The sequence below is a fragment of the Longimicrobiaceae bacterium genome (genome assembly GCA_036375715.1).
In the GTDB taxonomy this organism is placed as follows: Bacteria; Gemmatimonadota; Gemmatimonadetes; order Longimicrobiales; family Longimicrobiaceae; genus DASVBS01.
On record DASVBS010000069.1, the window covers coordinates 43,639 to 56,227 of the forward strand.

Annotated in this window: 14 protein-coding genes; 8 read left to right on the top strand and 6 right to left on the bottom strand. The window is 67.0% G+C overall.

The window, feature by feature from the left end; genetic code table 11:
• Positions 1–34: 34 nt before the first annotated feature.
• Positions 35–1,660 carry a RagB/SusD family nutrient uptake outer membrane protein gene (locus tag VF167_15060; GenBank protein ID HEX6926739.1) on the top strand — a complete coding sequence of 542 codons (1,626 nt, stop codon included), beginning with the start codon at positions 35–37 and terminating at the stop codon, positions 1,658–1,660.
• A 285-nt stretch (positions 1,661–1,945) separates the two neighbouring features.
• Here the strand turns inward: VF167_15060 and VF167_15065 are convergent, their stop codons facing one another.
• Together VF167_15065 and VF167_15070 are read right to left on the bottom strand one after the other, a co-directional pair.
• Positions 1,946–2,413 carry a DoxX family protein gene (locus tag VF167_15065; protein HEX6926740.1) on the bottom strand — a complete coding sequence of 156 codons (468 nt, stop codon included), beginning with the start codon at positions 2,411–2,413 and terminating at the stop codon, positions 1,946–1,948.
• A gap of 20 nt (positions 2,414–2,433) precedes the next feature.
• On the bottom strand, positions 2,434–3,360 hold the full coding sequence (locus tag VF167_15070; GenBank protein ID HEX6926741.1) for an alpha/beta hydrolase: 927 nt from the start codon (positions 3,358–3,360) through the stop codon (positions 2,434–2,436).
• Positions 3,361–3,748: 388 nt separating this feature from the next.
• Between VF167_15070 and VF167_15075 the strand changes: the two genes are divergently transcribed.
• Complete coding sequence (locus VF167_15075; GenBank protein HEX6926742.1) at positions 3,749–4,282, top strand: hypothetical protein; 534 nt, start codon at positions 3,749–3,751, stop codon at positions 4,280–4,282.
• Between the two features lie 47 nt (positions 4,283–4,329).
• On the opposite strand, the gene VF167_15080 is transcribed toward VF167_15075, so the two are convergent.
• The 3 genes from VF167_15080 to VF167_15090 all read right to left on the bottom strand — a co-directional run bounded on the left by VF167_15080 (position 4,330) and on the right by VF167_15090 (position 6,120).
• Positions 4,330–5,445: a COX15/CtaA family protein gene (locus tag VF167_15080; GenBank protein HEX6926743.1), complete on the bottom strand. Its 1,116-nt coding sequence runs from the start codon at positions 5,443–5,445 to the stop codon at positions 4,330–4,332.
• A complete protein-coding gene (locus VF167_15085; protein HEX6926744.1) occupies positions 5,435–5,782 on the bottom strand; it encodes a hypothetical protein in 348 nt (115 codons plus the stop codon). The genes VF167_15080 and VF167_15085 overlap by 11 nt, the downstream gene beginning before the upstream one ends.
• A 95-nt stretch (positions 5,783–5,877) precedes the next feature.
• A complete protein-coding gene (locus VF167_15090; GenBank protein HEX6926745.1) occupies positions 5,878–6,120 on the bottom strand; it encodes a hypothetical protein in 243 nt (80 codons plus the stop codon).
• Between the two features lie 336 nt (positions 6,121–6,456).
• Here VF167_15090 and VF167_15095 point away from each other — a divergent pair, with 336 nt between their 5' ends.
• From VF167_15095 to VF167_15115, 5 genes are all read left to right on the top strand, one after another.
• Positions 6,457–6,891 carry a DUF302 domain-containing protein gene (locus tag VF167_15095; protein ID HEX6926746.1) on the top strand — a complete coding sequence of 145 codons (435 nt, stop codon included), beginning with the start codon at positions 6,457–6,459 and terminating at the stop codon, positions 6,889–6,891.
• A 211-nt stretch (positions 6,892–7,102) separates the two neighbouring features.
• The gene (locus tag VF167_15100; protein ID HEX6926747.1) at positions 7,103–8,341 is read left to right on the top strand and encodes a Gfo/Idh/MocA family oxidoreductase; all 1,239 of its coding nucleotides are present in this window, start codon (positions 7,103–7,105) and stop codon (positions 8,339–8,341) included.
• Positions 8,338–8,967, top strand: a complete 630-nt coding sequence (locus tag VF167_15105; protein HEX6926748.1) for a class I SAM-dependent methyltransferase — start codon at positions 8,338–8,340, stop codon at positions 8,965–8,967. Before VF167_15100 ends, VF167_15105 begins: the two co-directional genes overlap by 4 nt.
• A gap of 202 nt (positions 8,968–9,169) precedes the next feature.
• The gene (locus VF167_15110; protein ID HEX6926749.1) at positions 9,170–9,619 is read left to right on the top strand and encodes a DUF2214 family protein; all 450 of its coding nucleotides are present in this window, start codon (positions 9,170–9,172) and stop codon (positions 9,617–9,619) included.
• 54 nt (positions 9,620–9,673) lie between these two features.
• Complete coding sequence (locus tag VF167_15115; protein ID HEX6926750.1) at positions 9,674–10,489, top strand: hypothetical protein; 816 nt, start codon at positions 9,674–9,676, stop codon at positions 10,487–10,489.
• A gap of 154 nt (positions 10,490–10,643) precedes the next feature.
• On the opposite strand, the gene VF167_15120 is transcribed toward VF167_15115, so the two are convergent.
• Positions 10,644–11,357, bottom strand: coding sequence for a DUF4893 domain-containing protein (locus VF167_15120; protein HEX6926751.1), 714 nt, complete (start codon positions 11,355–11,357; stop codon positions 10,644–10,646).
• Between the two features lie 140 nt (positions 11,358–11,497).
• On the opposite strand from VF167_15120, the gene VF167_15125 reads away from it, so the two are divergent.
• Positions 11,498–12,433 (top strand): phosphotransferase, encoded by a 936-nt coding sequence (locus VF167_15125; GenBank protein ID HEX6926752.1) that lies wholly within the window; start codon positions 11,498–11,500, stop codon positions 12,431–12,433.
• Positions 12,434–12,589 lie beyond the last annotated feature (156 nt).

A 12,589-nucleotide genomic window follows, 5' to 3' on the forward strand; every position in this document is an offset into this window, starting at 1 on the left:
ACTGACCCTGAAGTCCATCCTTAGAGTCGATACCATGTTGAGCATATCTGCGAAGAAGAGCTTGCGAGGGATCCTTGTCGTCGTGCTGGCGTGCGCTGGGATCGAGGGGTGCGACACCATTCTCGAGCAGGAAGCCCCGCACCGGATGACGATTGACAACCTCTATGCAGACGAGTCCGGATTCGAGCTGGCGCTGAACGGTCTCTATTCGACCGCCCGCCTGTGGGCGGTGGGGGTAGGCGGTGGCGGCTTCAACGAGGTTCGCAGCCATCTGATGACGGGGGGCACTGACGCGGTCTTCGGGATGTTCGACAACGACGATTTCGCGCGTCTCACCAACGAATGGGGAGCCAACAATTCTTCAACCCTGGGTCATTTCCACACGGTGTGGACCTGGCTATACCAGATGGTCAACGCCGCCAACCAGATCGTGGGAAGGATCGATGACGTTCGCTGGTCCTCCGAGGCAGAGCGAAATCGGACCCTGGCGGAAGCTCGCTTTCTGCGCGCCTGGGCCTACCGGCATCTGACCTACCTCTGGGGGGACGTGCCGCTGGTGCTCGAGGAGATCGCCGGGGTCAAGACGGATTGGGAGCGCACGCCGAAGGAGCAGATATTCGACCAGATCGAGCAGGATCTCCTCTTTGCCGCGGAGCATCTGGAGATGGCGCCGGCGAACGATGGCAAGGTGAGTCGCGCCGTCGCTCTCCACTTTCTCGCCGAACACTACCTGCGCACCCGCAACTATGCCGCCGCGGAGCAAGCTGCGGCGGAGGTGATCAACTCGGGAGAGTACCAATTGATCACCTCACGCTACGGAGTTCGTAGCGAGGAGCCAGGAGTCCCCTTCGCCGACATGTTCATCGACGGCAATGTGTTGCGCAGCCAGGGCAATGCCGAGGTCCTGTGGGCCTTCGAGTTCGAGAAGAATGTGGTGGGCGGCGGTGCTCACTACATGCGGCGCGCCTGGGTGCCGCAGTATCACCTGCTCTCCTATATGGCCAATCCGAGCGTGGAAGGCGGAGGGCGCGGACAGGGGCGGATGGGGCCGACGAACTGGGCTCTGACGCTTTATGAACCGCAGGACGAACGCTTTGACGCCTCAGTCGTGAGAAAGGGATACATTGCGCTCACGGGTCCGGAGGCCGGCAACTTCGTGCTTTCAGCGTTCACTCCCTACGACTCGGTCAACAACCGGATCCGACCGGATTCGATCAACCGCCCCGATCACTGGAGCATCCGCAAATGGGACTATGCGGACCCGGAGAACATCACCGATGGAGCCAGCTACGGTGATGTCGTCTACATTCGACTGGCTGATACATACCTGCTGCTCGCCGAGGCCCAGCTGAAGCAGGGCAAGCTGGCGGAGGCGGCGGCGACGATCAATGTGGTGAGGGCGCGCGCCAAGGCCTCGCCGATCACCGCTGCGGACGTGGATCTCGACTTCCTGCTCGAGGAACGCGTGCGCGAGCTGCTGGGTGAGGAGGAGCGCAGGTATACGCTTCTCCGACAGGGCGGCCAGGTGCTCATCGATCGAGTCACCCGATACAACAACGTTGCGGGGCCCAAATTCGCGGCCAGGGACACGATCTATCCGATTCCGCAGTCAGTGATCGACTCCAACAGCATTCCGATGGCTCAGAACCCCGGCTACTGAGTGTCCTGATGAGCGTGGCTGTAGTCATGGCAAGGTCCGAGACTGATCCTGTCTCCGCAGGGGTCTGAAAGCCGGCGCGGGCATCATGGCGGGGGCTGAAAATCCGGGGGCTGCGCATGTGCCAGGCGCAGCCCCCGGGTTCTTGGATGGTCATGACCTTCGTGATCTCGGCTTGCGGAGCTGCATCCGCATCCTAGGAAATTCGCACGGGAGCACGGAAATTCGTTCCGCGCTGCGTGACTCCGTCCGGAAAGGGTGGTGGGTTGCTCCAGCGCCAGAGGCAGTTCAGAGGGCGCCGGGCGCAGAAGCGGACCTCGGCGCGCCCGGCGCGGAAGTCAGCCCGATCTTCTTCCCGCGCCTCGTTGCATCCACCGACCATGCCCCCGCGCCGAAGGTGGCGAGCACCAGGCACCCCCCGAGGATCATCAGGTTGGCATCCCAGCCGGGTGCCTGGGGCCCCGTGAAGAAGGGCACGCCCATCAGGAAGTGCGACACCGGCATGGAGCCGATCATGACGATGGAGAGGCAGGCGCCGGCCGTGCGCGTGAGGAACCCCACCAAGACCGCGACGGCGCCGATCGGCTCGGCGATGGAGAGGAAGAGCATCATATAGTGTAGCCACACGGGAAATCCTTCCATCGGCTCGATCGACCAGAGGAACCACTTCGCCAGTCCGGCGTGGAGGAAGGTGATCGCCACGATGACACGCAGGGCGAGCAGGGCTGCATTCTGAGGCGTGCTGTACGTTCGCATGGTCGAGGTTTCGTTGTCTGTCAGTCGGCGTCGAGGAAATCGTTCACCAGGGGAACGATCACGTCTGCTCTGTCCCGCAGCGTGACGTGCGTCGTGTTGGGGAGGACGGCCAGCCTCGATTTCGAGCGTGGCCGCATGTCGCCGAAGATCTCGTCTCCCTTCAGGCGGAACATCTCGGCGATGTGGTCCAGACGAACGCCGTCGGCGTCCCCGTGGATGAAGAAGAACGGCGCCGCGGTGGCCCTCAGGTTCTCCGCGCCCAGGTCGTAGGGCTGGATGTCCATGGCCATCAAGCGCTTCACGAAGGTGGGGAAAGAGTCGGGCGTCGGGCTGAGCCTCCTGTACTCAGCCTCCAGGGGGGTGCCGCTCAGGGCCTCAGCGGTGATCTGCGGAAAGGCGTCCTGCGCCTCCTGGACCCACCCGTCGTGCCGGAAGACGGCCGAAAGACTGACCACCTTACGCACCTTGTCCGGATGGCGGATGGCGAACTGTATGGCGACGGTGCCGCCCAGGCTGTATCCGAGCACGTCGGCCCGCGGAATCTCGAGGTGGTCGAGCAGGGCGGCCACATCGTCGGCGAGGTTCTCGTAGGAGAAGGGGCGGTCGATGTCGGCTGTCCTACCGTGTCCCTGCAGCTCGACCGCGATCACCCGGCGCCGTTTCGCGAGCTGGTCGATCCAGTCTCCCCAGTTGCTCGGGATCGTCATGAACGAGCCGTGCAGCAGCACCAGCGGTTCGCCGCTGCCGCTGCCGTGGATCTCGTAGTACATGCGCAGGTCGTTCACCGGCGCGTAACCGGTGATGGGCTCCTGCCCGCTGGCGGACTCGGGGGTCGATAGTAGGGCGGTCACGAGCGAGGCGGCAGCAGCGATCGGGGCTGCCGGTGGGATCCGCTGGACGATCTGCATGCGCCGACTCTCCTGGGACGGGATGGATGCTGTGCTCACCCTCTACGTCGAACCAGGACAGCAGAATCGACAACGGGTCGCGCGTGCACCGCCTGACCGTGGGGGGACTGCCTGGCAGTCGGGTACTGCCTGGCCGATGAGCACGACCTGGCGGACGCGAACGTCGCGAGGACTCCTCTGGACTGCCGTGGCCGAATATCGTGCCGGCTACGAGTGGTCCTGTCGCGCCGGAAGGCGTGGATTGCGGGCTATGGCCGGATTCCGACGACCGGTTCCGTCGTTACTCAACCGTATGCGCCAGGGTCGGGCCCGTCCGGGTCGACGGACAGCAGTAAAGTTGCTAGTTTGCAGAAGTTAACCGCGCTACCCCCTCGGCGACAGCGGCCCGCAGGCGGCTCGCTGGTCGCCCCATCCTTTCTGGTCACCCATGCTGCAGGCTGTAGAGAAGATCATCCGCTGGCTTCCGGGTCCCCTCCTGATCGCGGCGATCCTCACCTTCATCTACACCATGTCTTCGCCTCCCGAGGTGGAGTTGCCCCCGGAGACATCAGGCGACGAGCTGGCGGGTTGGTGGGCGTGGGTGGAATCGAAGCGGGGCGACGAGGTGGTACGCCCCCAGACCCCTGATGACAGCCTGATCATCGTGATCGGGGCGTATGGCAGCTATCTCGAGCGCCGGGCAGACTCTGAGCTGCGCACCGGCTACGGATTCGCGCGGGGCGAGATGAGTGGGTTCGCGGATTCCTTGTTCACCGTGCTGGTGTTCGACAGCAGCACCTTCTTCCCTCGCACCGACGGTCTCTACGGCGCGGCCATACGGAGAATGACGGGCGATTCCTTGATCTTCTCCGGCATTGGCGACAACGCGACCCTGTACAAGTTCGTTCGCTTCACCCGCTCGGGTCTGGCAGTCCCCTCGCCTGCGTCTGCTTCCGCATCCGCTTCTCCCCAGGAGCAGTGAGCAATCGGGTGCAGGTGGCCCCCTTGCGGCCTCCTGTTTGCCTGGTATCAACCGTTTATGTGCCCTGCCAGGCCAATCCCCTCCCGTTCCCTTGCGGTGATGCTCGTCTGGAGCCAGAGGAGCCAGCAGGCCACGATCAGTACCGCCGTCCCCTGGTGAGCGACCCCGAGGGCGACAGGCACCCGCTGCAGGAGCGTTGCGACTCCCAACCCGTACTGCACCGTCACCAGGGCCGCGAAGATTCCACTGCTCCTCGCTCGATGGCGGGCGAACACGGCCAGCGAAGCCACCAGCAGGAGCGTGCCGAGAAGGCGGTGCACCCACTGCACCGTGGCGGGATTCTCCAGCAGGTTCAGGGCGCGCGGGCGCATCTGCCACGCCCCGGGTGGGATCAGCCCGTCACCCATCCGCGGGAAGGAATTGAAGATGAGCCCGGCATCGAGCCCCGCCACCAGGGCCCCCCAGAGGACCTGCAGGATCAGCAGGCCGCCTAGCAGCCAGAGGGCCGCGCGGGACGATCCGCGCAAGGGACGGGCACCTAACGACCGCAGCCTGTCGGGCCCGAGCGCGCGGGCGAGCCAGACGCAGGAGCCAAGAATGGTAAGGGCGATGGCGAAGTGTGCGGCGAGACGGTAGTGGCTAACCCGGGGATCGTCTACCAGGCCGCTGCTCACCATGAACCACCCCATGAAGCCCTGCAGCGCCCCGAGCCCGAAGAGCAGTGACACGCGCAGGAAGAGAGGTCGGGTGAGATAACGGCGCCAGGAGAAGAAAACGAGGGGAATCAGGAAGGCTACCCCGACGAGTCGTGCCAGCAGCCGGTGAGTGTACTCCCAGAAGTAGATGAACCGGAACTCGCCGAGGGTCATCCCCTGGCGGAGCTTCTGATACTCTGGAAACTGCTGATACCGTCGGAAGGCCTCGCTCCAGTCTGGATCGCTGAGCGGAGGGATCACCCCCACGATGGGGTCCCAGTCCACGATGGAGAGACCCGACTGGGTGAGACGGGTCACGCCCCCCACCACGATGATCAGGAAGGTCAGGCACGCCCCGCTCCAGAGCCAGACGCGCAGGTGTCGACGCCGGTCTTCCGGAATCGCCAGCGCCCAGTGGGCCGCCTCGACGCCCTCGCCCGCGGGGAGACTGGCGAGCTCATCCGCCACAGTCTGCGCTTTCGCTTCCCCCGACCGGGGATTCGCCCTGGAATCCCTCATCGGCGTGCGCCCTCCGCCGGGTTGCGGCGGCCATCCTCGCCACCGCCATCCTGCTCGTCATCCTCATCCCGATCGCGATCGTACCGGGCGCCATCATCCCGACCAGCATCGCCTCGCTCGGCATCACCGCCGTCGGTATCGGCCCCGTCGGTAGCGCCCCGGACTCCGGCGTCTCGGGCTCTATCGTCCCGGCCTCCATTGTCTCGGCCTTCATCGTCTCGGCGGCCATCATCCCGGTCGTCGGCTTCCTCGCTGCGGGGGAGGCGCGCCACCAGCTCACGAGCATCCGCATCGTAAGTGACGAGCACGACCTCCCCCGGGCGCAGCTCCACCGACCGGGTGAGCCCGAGGCTCGCTCGCTCGCACGACGTGCAGCCGCGTTCATCCGGCCTCGCCTCGCGTGAGCATAGCGTCCGCCTGATCCTGACCCTCCGGGTCCCACTCGCAGAGCTCCGCCAGATCGATCGCTGCGGGCTCCTCCGCCGCCTCCGGGCCGCGGAGCTTAGCGCGGAAGGTGGCGAGCTCCGCCACGACGGGCCTTCGTTCGCCCTCGGACGCGTAGGTGAGATGCACCCGGTCGCGGTCAACCCGCTCCTGCAGCTCCGCCTCCCGTCCATGGAACATACGCTCCACCTGGCGCCTTCGCGATGCCAGCAGTCACGCTCCGGACAGGCGACCACCATGACCCCCGCCGCACCGGCCCGCAGGTAGGACCTCGATAACGGAGGTATGCAGGCTGCCCTCCTGGACCGGAGCGGCAGAGCGAGGTACCGCGCCAGCGGCGACGTCGACACCCTGGTCCGGCTCGTCCAGGCTCTCGAGTAGAACGGGGAGCTCGAGCCGCGGGGTTTCCTGGCGGGCCCGGGTCGGGGATGCGATGATACAAGCGCGCCCGGCCTGACCGCCGGTCGGGAGGGTTGGAAAGGGTCTCCGTGAAATCGGACTCGAGAGCGACATACCATGATCGAACAGAGCACACGTTACGGCATCTCCACCACTGTGGGCCTGGAGTATGGCCAGGCAGTGGAGCGCACCAGGCAAGAGCTGGCAAAGGAGGGCTTCGGGATTCTCTCCGAAATCGACGTGGCGGAGACCTTGAAGCAGAAGTTGGAGGTCGACTTCCGGCCATACGTCATCCTGGGCGCATGCAACCCGCCGCTCGCGCACCGGGTGCTCACTGCCGAGCGGGATCTCGGGCTGCTCCTGCCGTGCAACGTGGTCGTGTACGCGGCCGACGAGCCGGGGCGGAGCGTGGTCGCGGCCATGGATCCGGAAGCGGCGCTCGAGCTGACCGACAACCCGCAGGTGCGTGAAGTGGCGAGGGAGGTGAGGGCGCGCCTGGAGCGCGTCCTGAGCCGGGTGTCGGAGCAGCCGGAGACCGGGTCAGGAGCGTAGTGGGGAGCTGCGATCCAAGGCAATTTCCTGCAGAATCCTCTTGGTGACGGACCTCCGCCGCCATGGCCCCGCTACGGCCGGCGCGTCCGCGGGCACACCTTCCACTTGCACTCGCCGGGCTGGGGAAGCACTCTCTTCCGAATCGAGCGCCACGGGCAGGCGGCGCTCCCCTCCATCCCCGATTCGGAACCAGCCCTGGACGTGAGGTGAGATGACGCCTCTCCCCACCGACCGCGTGACCCGGCGGAGCTTCGTCGCCGCGGCAGCGGCCTCCGTCGCTACAGCGGTCTCCCCGCTCTCAGCGTCGAGCTACGCGCGCATTCTCGGCGCCAACGATCGGCTGCGCCTGGCCCTCATCGGCGCGGGCGGGCGTGGACGCTACGTGATGGAACTCCTGCAGGGGTCCGACGTCGAGGTCGTGGCGCTCTGCGACGTCTTCGCCTCTGCCCTGGAGGAGGCAAGAGCGCGGGTGAACGGGCCCGCTCCACGACTCCTGGATGACTACCGCGCGGTCCTGGATGCGCCGGACGTGGACGCGGTGGTGATCGCCACGCCCGATCACTGGCACGCGCCGATGACCGTGGACGCCTGCCGCGCGGGTAAGGACGTGTATCTCGAGAAGCCGCTCGCACACACCATCGAGGAGGGACGGTTGATCGTCCAGGCGGTCCGGGAATCCGGGCGGATCGTGCAGGTCGGCCTGCAACAGCGGAGCGGTGCCCACTACCAGGAGGCGAAGGAGCGCTACTTCGACACCGGGCGCATCGGGAGGCTGGGATACGTGCGCACGTGGTGGCACGGACAGAATCCGCGGGAGCTCGACCCGGCGCTGGAGAGACGCCCGGAGGGTCTGGACTGGGAACGCTTCGTCGGTCCCGCCCCGCCGCGGCCCTTCGACCCTCGTCAGTTCTACCACTGGCGCAACTACGCCGACTTCGGCGAGGGGCAGGTGGGCGACCTGTTCACGCACTGGGTCGATGTCGCGCAGTGGTTCACGGGCGATGGGTTGCTGGAGGAGGCGTCGGCGATCGGCGGCATCTACCATTTCCGCGATGGGCGGGACTGGCCTGACACGGTGAGCGTGCTGGTGAAGTATCCCACCGGGTGGACCTGCTCCTTCGAGGCTTCTCTGGCTCCGGGGGCGCGCGGGTACGGGGTCGAGTTCATGGGCACCGAGGGGACCCTCTACATCGACCGCAACCGCTATCGCTTCACGCCGAATTCGGGGGAGGTGGAGACCGGCGGCCTGGATCACGACATCACCCGCGACCACGCACGGAACTTCGTGACCTGCGTGCGCGACCGACGGCAACCGAACGCGCCCGTGCTCTCCTCCCATCGCTCCACCCTCATCTCGCACCTGGCCAATCTGGCCTATCTGCAGGGGGAGGCCGCTCGGCCCGATCTGGAAGCCGAGCGCGCGCTCGCGGCCGATTCCACCGGAGCATGAGCCGGTTCGGCCCCGATCCGCGCGCCTTCTTCGACGGCGTCTACCGGGAGGTGGCGCCCTGGGATATCGGGGGGCCGCAACCGGATATGGTCGAGCTGTTGGCCGCCCTTCCGCCCAGCAGCCCGGTGCTGGACGTGGGGTGTGGATCGGGCGACCTTGCCATCCATATCGCGAAGTCCGGTGTGGCCGTGCTCGGTATCGACTTCGTAGAGGCCGCGATCGAGCTGGCGCGGGCCAAGGCCGCCGCCCTCACTCCGGAGGTGGCGGCCCGGTTGGAGTTCCGGGTGGCCGATGCCTTCCGATTGCGGGATCTACAGCGGGAGTTCGGTGCCGTCGTGGATTCGGGCTTTCTCCACCTCCTCACTCCCGAAGAGGGAGACCGGTTCCTGGAGGAGGCCGCCCGAGTCCTCCGCTCCGGCGGGCGCTACTACCTTCAGGAGTTTGCCACGGAGTTCGACGTCCCGAACACCCCGCGGGCCATCTCCGAGCAGGAGGTGAGGGAGCGCTTCACGCCGGTCCGGGGGTGGCGCATTCTCGCCGTGCGACCGGGGGAGTTCCAGAGCCGGATCGCGCCGGTTCCGGCGATCGTGGCCTGCGCGGAGCGACTGCCCGCGGCGAGCGACTGACCTGTCCGGGATCATCTGCGGGCGAGCCGCCTGTTCGCGCAGTGAAGCCCGCGCGGGCGCAGAGGTCGCCCCCCAATGACGAAGCGACCTGATTCGGGATCCGAATCATGCTGGATCCGTTTGATACGGGACCCGGCTCGATCCCCGCATCGATGGACGGTTTTCGCGCGCGACTCCTGAACCGGATCGACAGGAGGCAAACATGCTTCTTCGGTGGTGGCTGGCGGCATTCCATCTCCTTGCGCTCGGCATCGGCTTGGGTGCGGTGGCTGCCCGGTCTCGCGCCCTCCGGGCGCCGATGGAAGAGTCCCGGCTCCGCAGCGCCTTCCTCGCGGATTCCCTCTGGGGCCTTGCGGGCTTCCTATGGATCGCTACCGGCCTGTGGCGCGCCTTCGGGGGCGTGGAGAAGGGTACCGCCTACTACCTGGCCAGCACCGCCTTCTGGATCAAGATGGGGCTGCTGGCGGTGTTGCTCATTCTGGAGATCGTGGCCGTGGGCACCCTCATGCGCTGGCGCCGGGAGCACGCGCAGGGCAGGGTGCCGAATCTCGAGGCCGCGCCTTTGCTCGCCCGCATCAGCGCGGTGCAGGTGGTGATCGTGGTGGCGATGGTCTTCGCCGCGACGGCAATGGCCCGGGGGATCGGCTCCTGATCCCCTTCGCCGACACCCTCCCCTTCATCCTGGATCCCTTCGACGGGAGGTCACATGTTCACTCGCTCGCTGCAGGTCGTCATCCCGGCCACGCTGCTCGTGGCCTCCCCCCTGGCGGCGCAATATCAACGTACCGTCGGAGATACCCTGCACTACGAGGAGCAGACCCACTCGACCATCGACATGGAGACGCCGGGCGGGCCCATGACGCTGCGGAGCAGCCACCAGGCCACGATCGCCGTCGCCTTTGGCCCGGGGGATACGGCGACGGGTTGGTACGAGGCGCTGCGGCTGGAGCAGGAAACCCCCGGTGGACCGCAGCAGCCCTCCACGGACGCACTGCTCGATCAGCCGTTCGAGCTGAGCTTTGACGATCGCGGGCGAGTCTCGACCCGCTCAGCACCCGATATCCCGCCGGAGATCCGCTCCATGGGCGATCTTGGCCGCCAGTTCGACGACTTCTTCATCTCGCTGCCAGAGGACATCCTGGCCGTCGGCATCGAGTGGTCCGACACGATCGTGGGGGCGGCGCAGGGCGGGGGCCCCGGCACCATCCAGAGCCGCCGGGTGCGCAGCTACCGGGTCGAACGCGACACGGTGGTGGGCGGGGTCCGGGGGATTGTAATTCGGGTTGATCAGACCATTGGAGTCCAGGCATCCGGGCCAACGCCGGGGCAGGACTTCACCGCGGAGACCGACCTTCGCGGGACGGAGAGCGGGATCGCCGTATTCCTGCCGGCCGAAGGAGTGCTGTACGCGCGCCGGCGTTCCGGTCGTCTGGACGGGATGACCCTGGTGACCGGAGCGGGCGGTGAGTTCCAGATCCCTCAGGCCATCCAGTACGAGAGCAGCTTGACACTGCGCCGGTGAGGGGCCGAGTCGTCCACCTCGCCGGCGGCTCGAGCGGCTTTCGCTGAAGAGAGGCGATCGCCGCCAGGCGAAGAGGGGCGACCGCCATCAGGTGAAGGCGGGCGGGCGCCTTCGATTGAACCCGGGCGGTCAGTCCTCCGCTGTAACGAGATCATCACCCCTCACCGGCTGCTCCTGTGCTGACCGGTACCAGCTCCAGCAGGTCGAGCACGCTCTCGAAATGCGGCCACGGCTGGACCAGTCGCCAGCGTTCCGGGGCGAACCGCTCCATCACCCCCACCACGTCTCGCTCTGGATCGGTGCCGTAGGCCGGTCCCGGACCCTCGCCGGATCCCATCGTCACCGTGCCGAGGAACATCAGGCGACGGTCGTCGTTCGGGTAGAGGGTGCCCTGCTGCCGCTGGCTCCCGCTCACTTTCTCCAGCCGCAGCGTGTCTCCCGATTGTGTGACCCGGCATCCGAACCAGCCGTACGAGACGAAAGCGAGGAGGTCGCTCTGGGTGCCGAGCTTGATGGTCCGGCAGCGGTAGCTGCCCGGCGGGGGCGCGGGATCCGGTAGGACGGTGTTCGGGTTGACCAGCTCGCCGAGATCCGAGAGCTCGTCGCCGAATCCGGCTTCGCGCGCCTGCGCGAGCGCGGTGGTCCAGGCTTCGGGAAGGCGGTTCAACCGCTCCCGATCCTCCTCGGTGATCACGGCGCTCCAGCCGCGGGCATCCTCCACCTCCGGCTCGCCGCCCTGTTCCCGGGGGTCGTCGGGCGGCGCCGATACAGCGCATGCAGCGAACAGGAGACCGGCCAGGAGCCAGCCCGGGGATGTCAGGTGAACGAGGGCTGAGCGAGCGCGGGTGTCGGTCTTGCGGACAGTCACGGGCGTCTCCTCATCGTGAGAGCATCTCCTCGTCATCGAAACCGAGGGGCGCATCCGGGCCGCCCCTGATCAGCGGAGCACAGCGGTCGGTCTCACCAGACCACGTTCGAATTCTCGACTTCGTGAGCAGCCTATCAAGAATGACACCGGCGGAGCTCCGGGCGCGTACCAAGCGCGCCGTGCAGGCAGCGGTCGCGGCGGCCCGGGAGCTGGGGCTCGACGTCGGAGAGCCAGTCGTGCTGCACGATGTGTTCTCCGTCGTCGTACACCTCGCTCCGCTGCCCGTGGTGGTGCGGGTGCCGGTGGTGCTTCCGCAGCCGCTTCGCGGCGCTGCCCTGGTCGCGCGTCAGCAGCGGGAGATCGACGTTGTCAGGTGGCTCGCCCGCCGTGGGGTCGCGGTCGTCGCCCCCAGTTCGCTCGTGCCCGCGAACCCGATCCAGCGCGACGGCTATTCGATGACCTTCTGGGAGCTCGCGGAGGCCTCCGAGGAGCACGTTCCCTACGGACCTGGCGACAGCGGGCGGGTGGTGAAGCTGCACGCCGTCCTGCGCGACTATCCCGCCGAAGGGCTAGCCTTCCTGTCGCCGGTGAACGCCGTGGTCCCCGCGCTACTCGAGTCCCTCGCCGCCACCCCCGAGCTGATCTCCGCCAGCGACCTGGACCGTGCCCGTCGCGAGTGGGAGGTGCTCGAGCCGGTGCTCGGATCGCGTGAGGGTTTCGAGGCGCTGTTCCCGGAGACGCCGGTGCAGGCTGTCCATGGCGATGCGCCCTCGTACAACATCATCCTGACCCGCTCGGGACCGCGCTTCGCCGATTTCGAGGACGTGACGTGCGGACCGGTGGAGTGGGATCTCGCGGGCGGCATCCCTGAGGATGTCGAGAATTACAACCGCGAAGCTCGACGCCTTGGGCTTCGGCCACTCGATCCCGCCGTCTTGCGGGTGATGACGACCGCGAGGATGCTCCAGCTGGTGGCGGCGTTTGCCCTGGTGCCCGAGCTGCCTGTGCTCGCCGAGGGGCTTCGACCGGCGCTGGAGGCATGGCGGGCGATGCCTTTGGCCGGAGGGATCGGCTGACCGCTCGAGTCCCCTTCACTCACTGTCGAACCTCGAGCGCCCCCACACCCGGGGAACAGGGGTTGCGGCAGGGCGAGCGCTCGGCTCGAACTGAGCGGGAGATGATCCTGGAGCCCGTGGGCATGCCCCTCGGTTGCAGGGAAATGCTCCTCGAAC

Coding starts and splice junctions, on each gene's coding strand:
- VF167_15060 (HEX6926739.1), top strand. CDS start 35: ATGTTGAGCATATCTGCGAAGAAGAGCTTGCGAGGGATCCTTGTCGTC.
- VF167_15065 (HEX6926740.1), bottom strand. CDS start 2,413: ATGCGAACGTACAGCACGCCTCAGAATGCAGCCCTGCTCGCCCTGCGT.
- VF167_15075 (HEX6926742.1), top strand. CDS start 3,749: ATGCTGCAGGCTGTAGAGAAGATCATCCGCTGGCTTCCGGGTCCCCTC.
- VF167_15085 (HEX6926744.1), bottom strand. CDS start 5,782: ATGCTCGTGAGCTGGTGGCGCGCCTCCCCCGCAGCGAGGAAGCCGACG.
- VF167_15090 (HEX6926745.1), bottom strand. CDS start 6,120: ATGTTCCATGGACGGGAGGCGGAGCTGCAGGAGCGGGTTGACCGCGAC.
- VF167_15095 (HEX6926746.1), top strand. CDS start 6,457: ATGATCGAACAGAGCACACGTTACGGCATCTCCACCACTGTGGGCCTG.
- VF167_15100 (HEX6926747.1), top strand. CDS start 7,103: ATGACGCCTCTCCCCACCGACCGCGTGACCCGGCGGAGCTTCGTCGCC.
- VF167_15105 (HEX6926748.1), top strand. CDS start 8,338: ATGAGCCGGTTCGGCCCCGATCCGCGCGCCTTCTTCGACGGCGTCTAC.
- VF167_15110 (HEX6926749.1), top strand. CDS start 9,170: ATGCTTCTTCGGTGGTGGCTGGCGGCATTCCATCTCCTTGCGCTCGGC.
- VF167_15115 (HEX6926750.1), top strand. CDS start 9,674: ATGTTCACTCGCTCGCTGCAGGTCGTCATCCCGGCCACGCTGCTCGTG.
- VF167_15125 (HEX6926752.1), top strand. CDS start 11,498: ATGACACCGGCGGAGCTCCGGGCGCGTACCAAGCGCGCCGTGCAGGCA.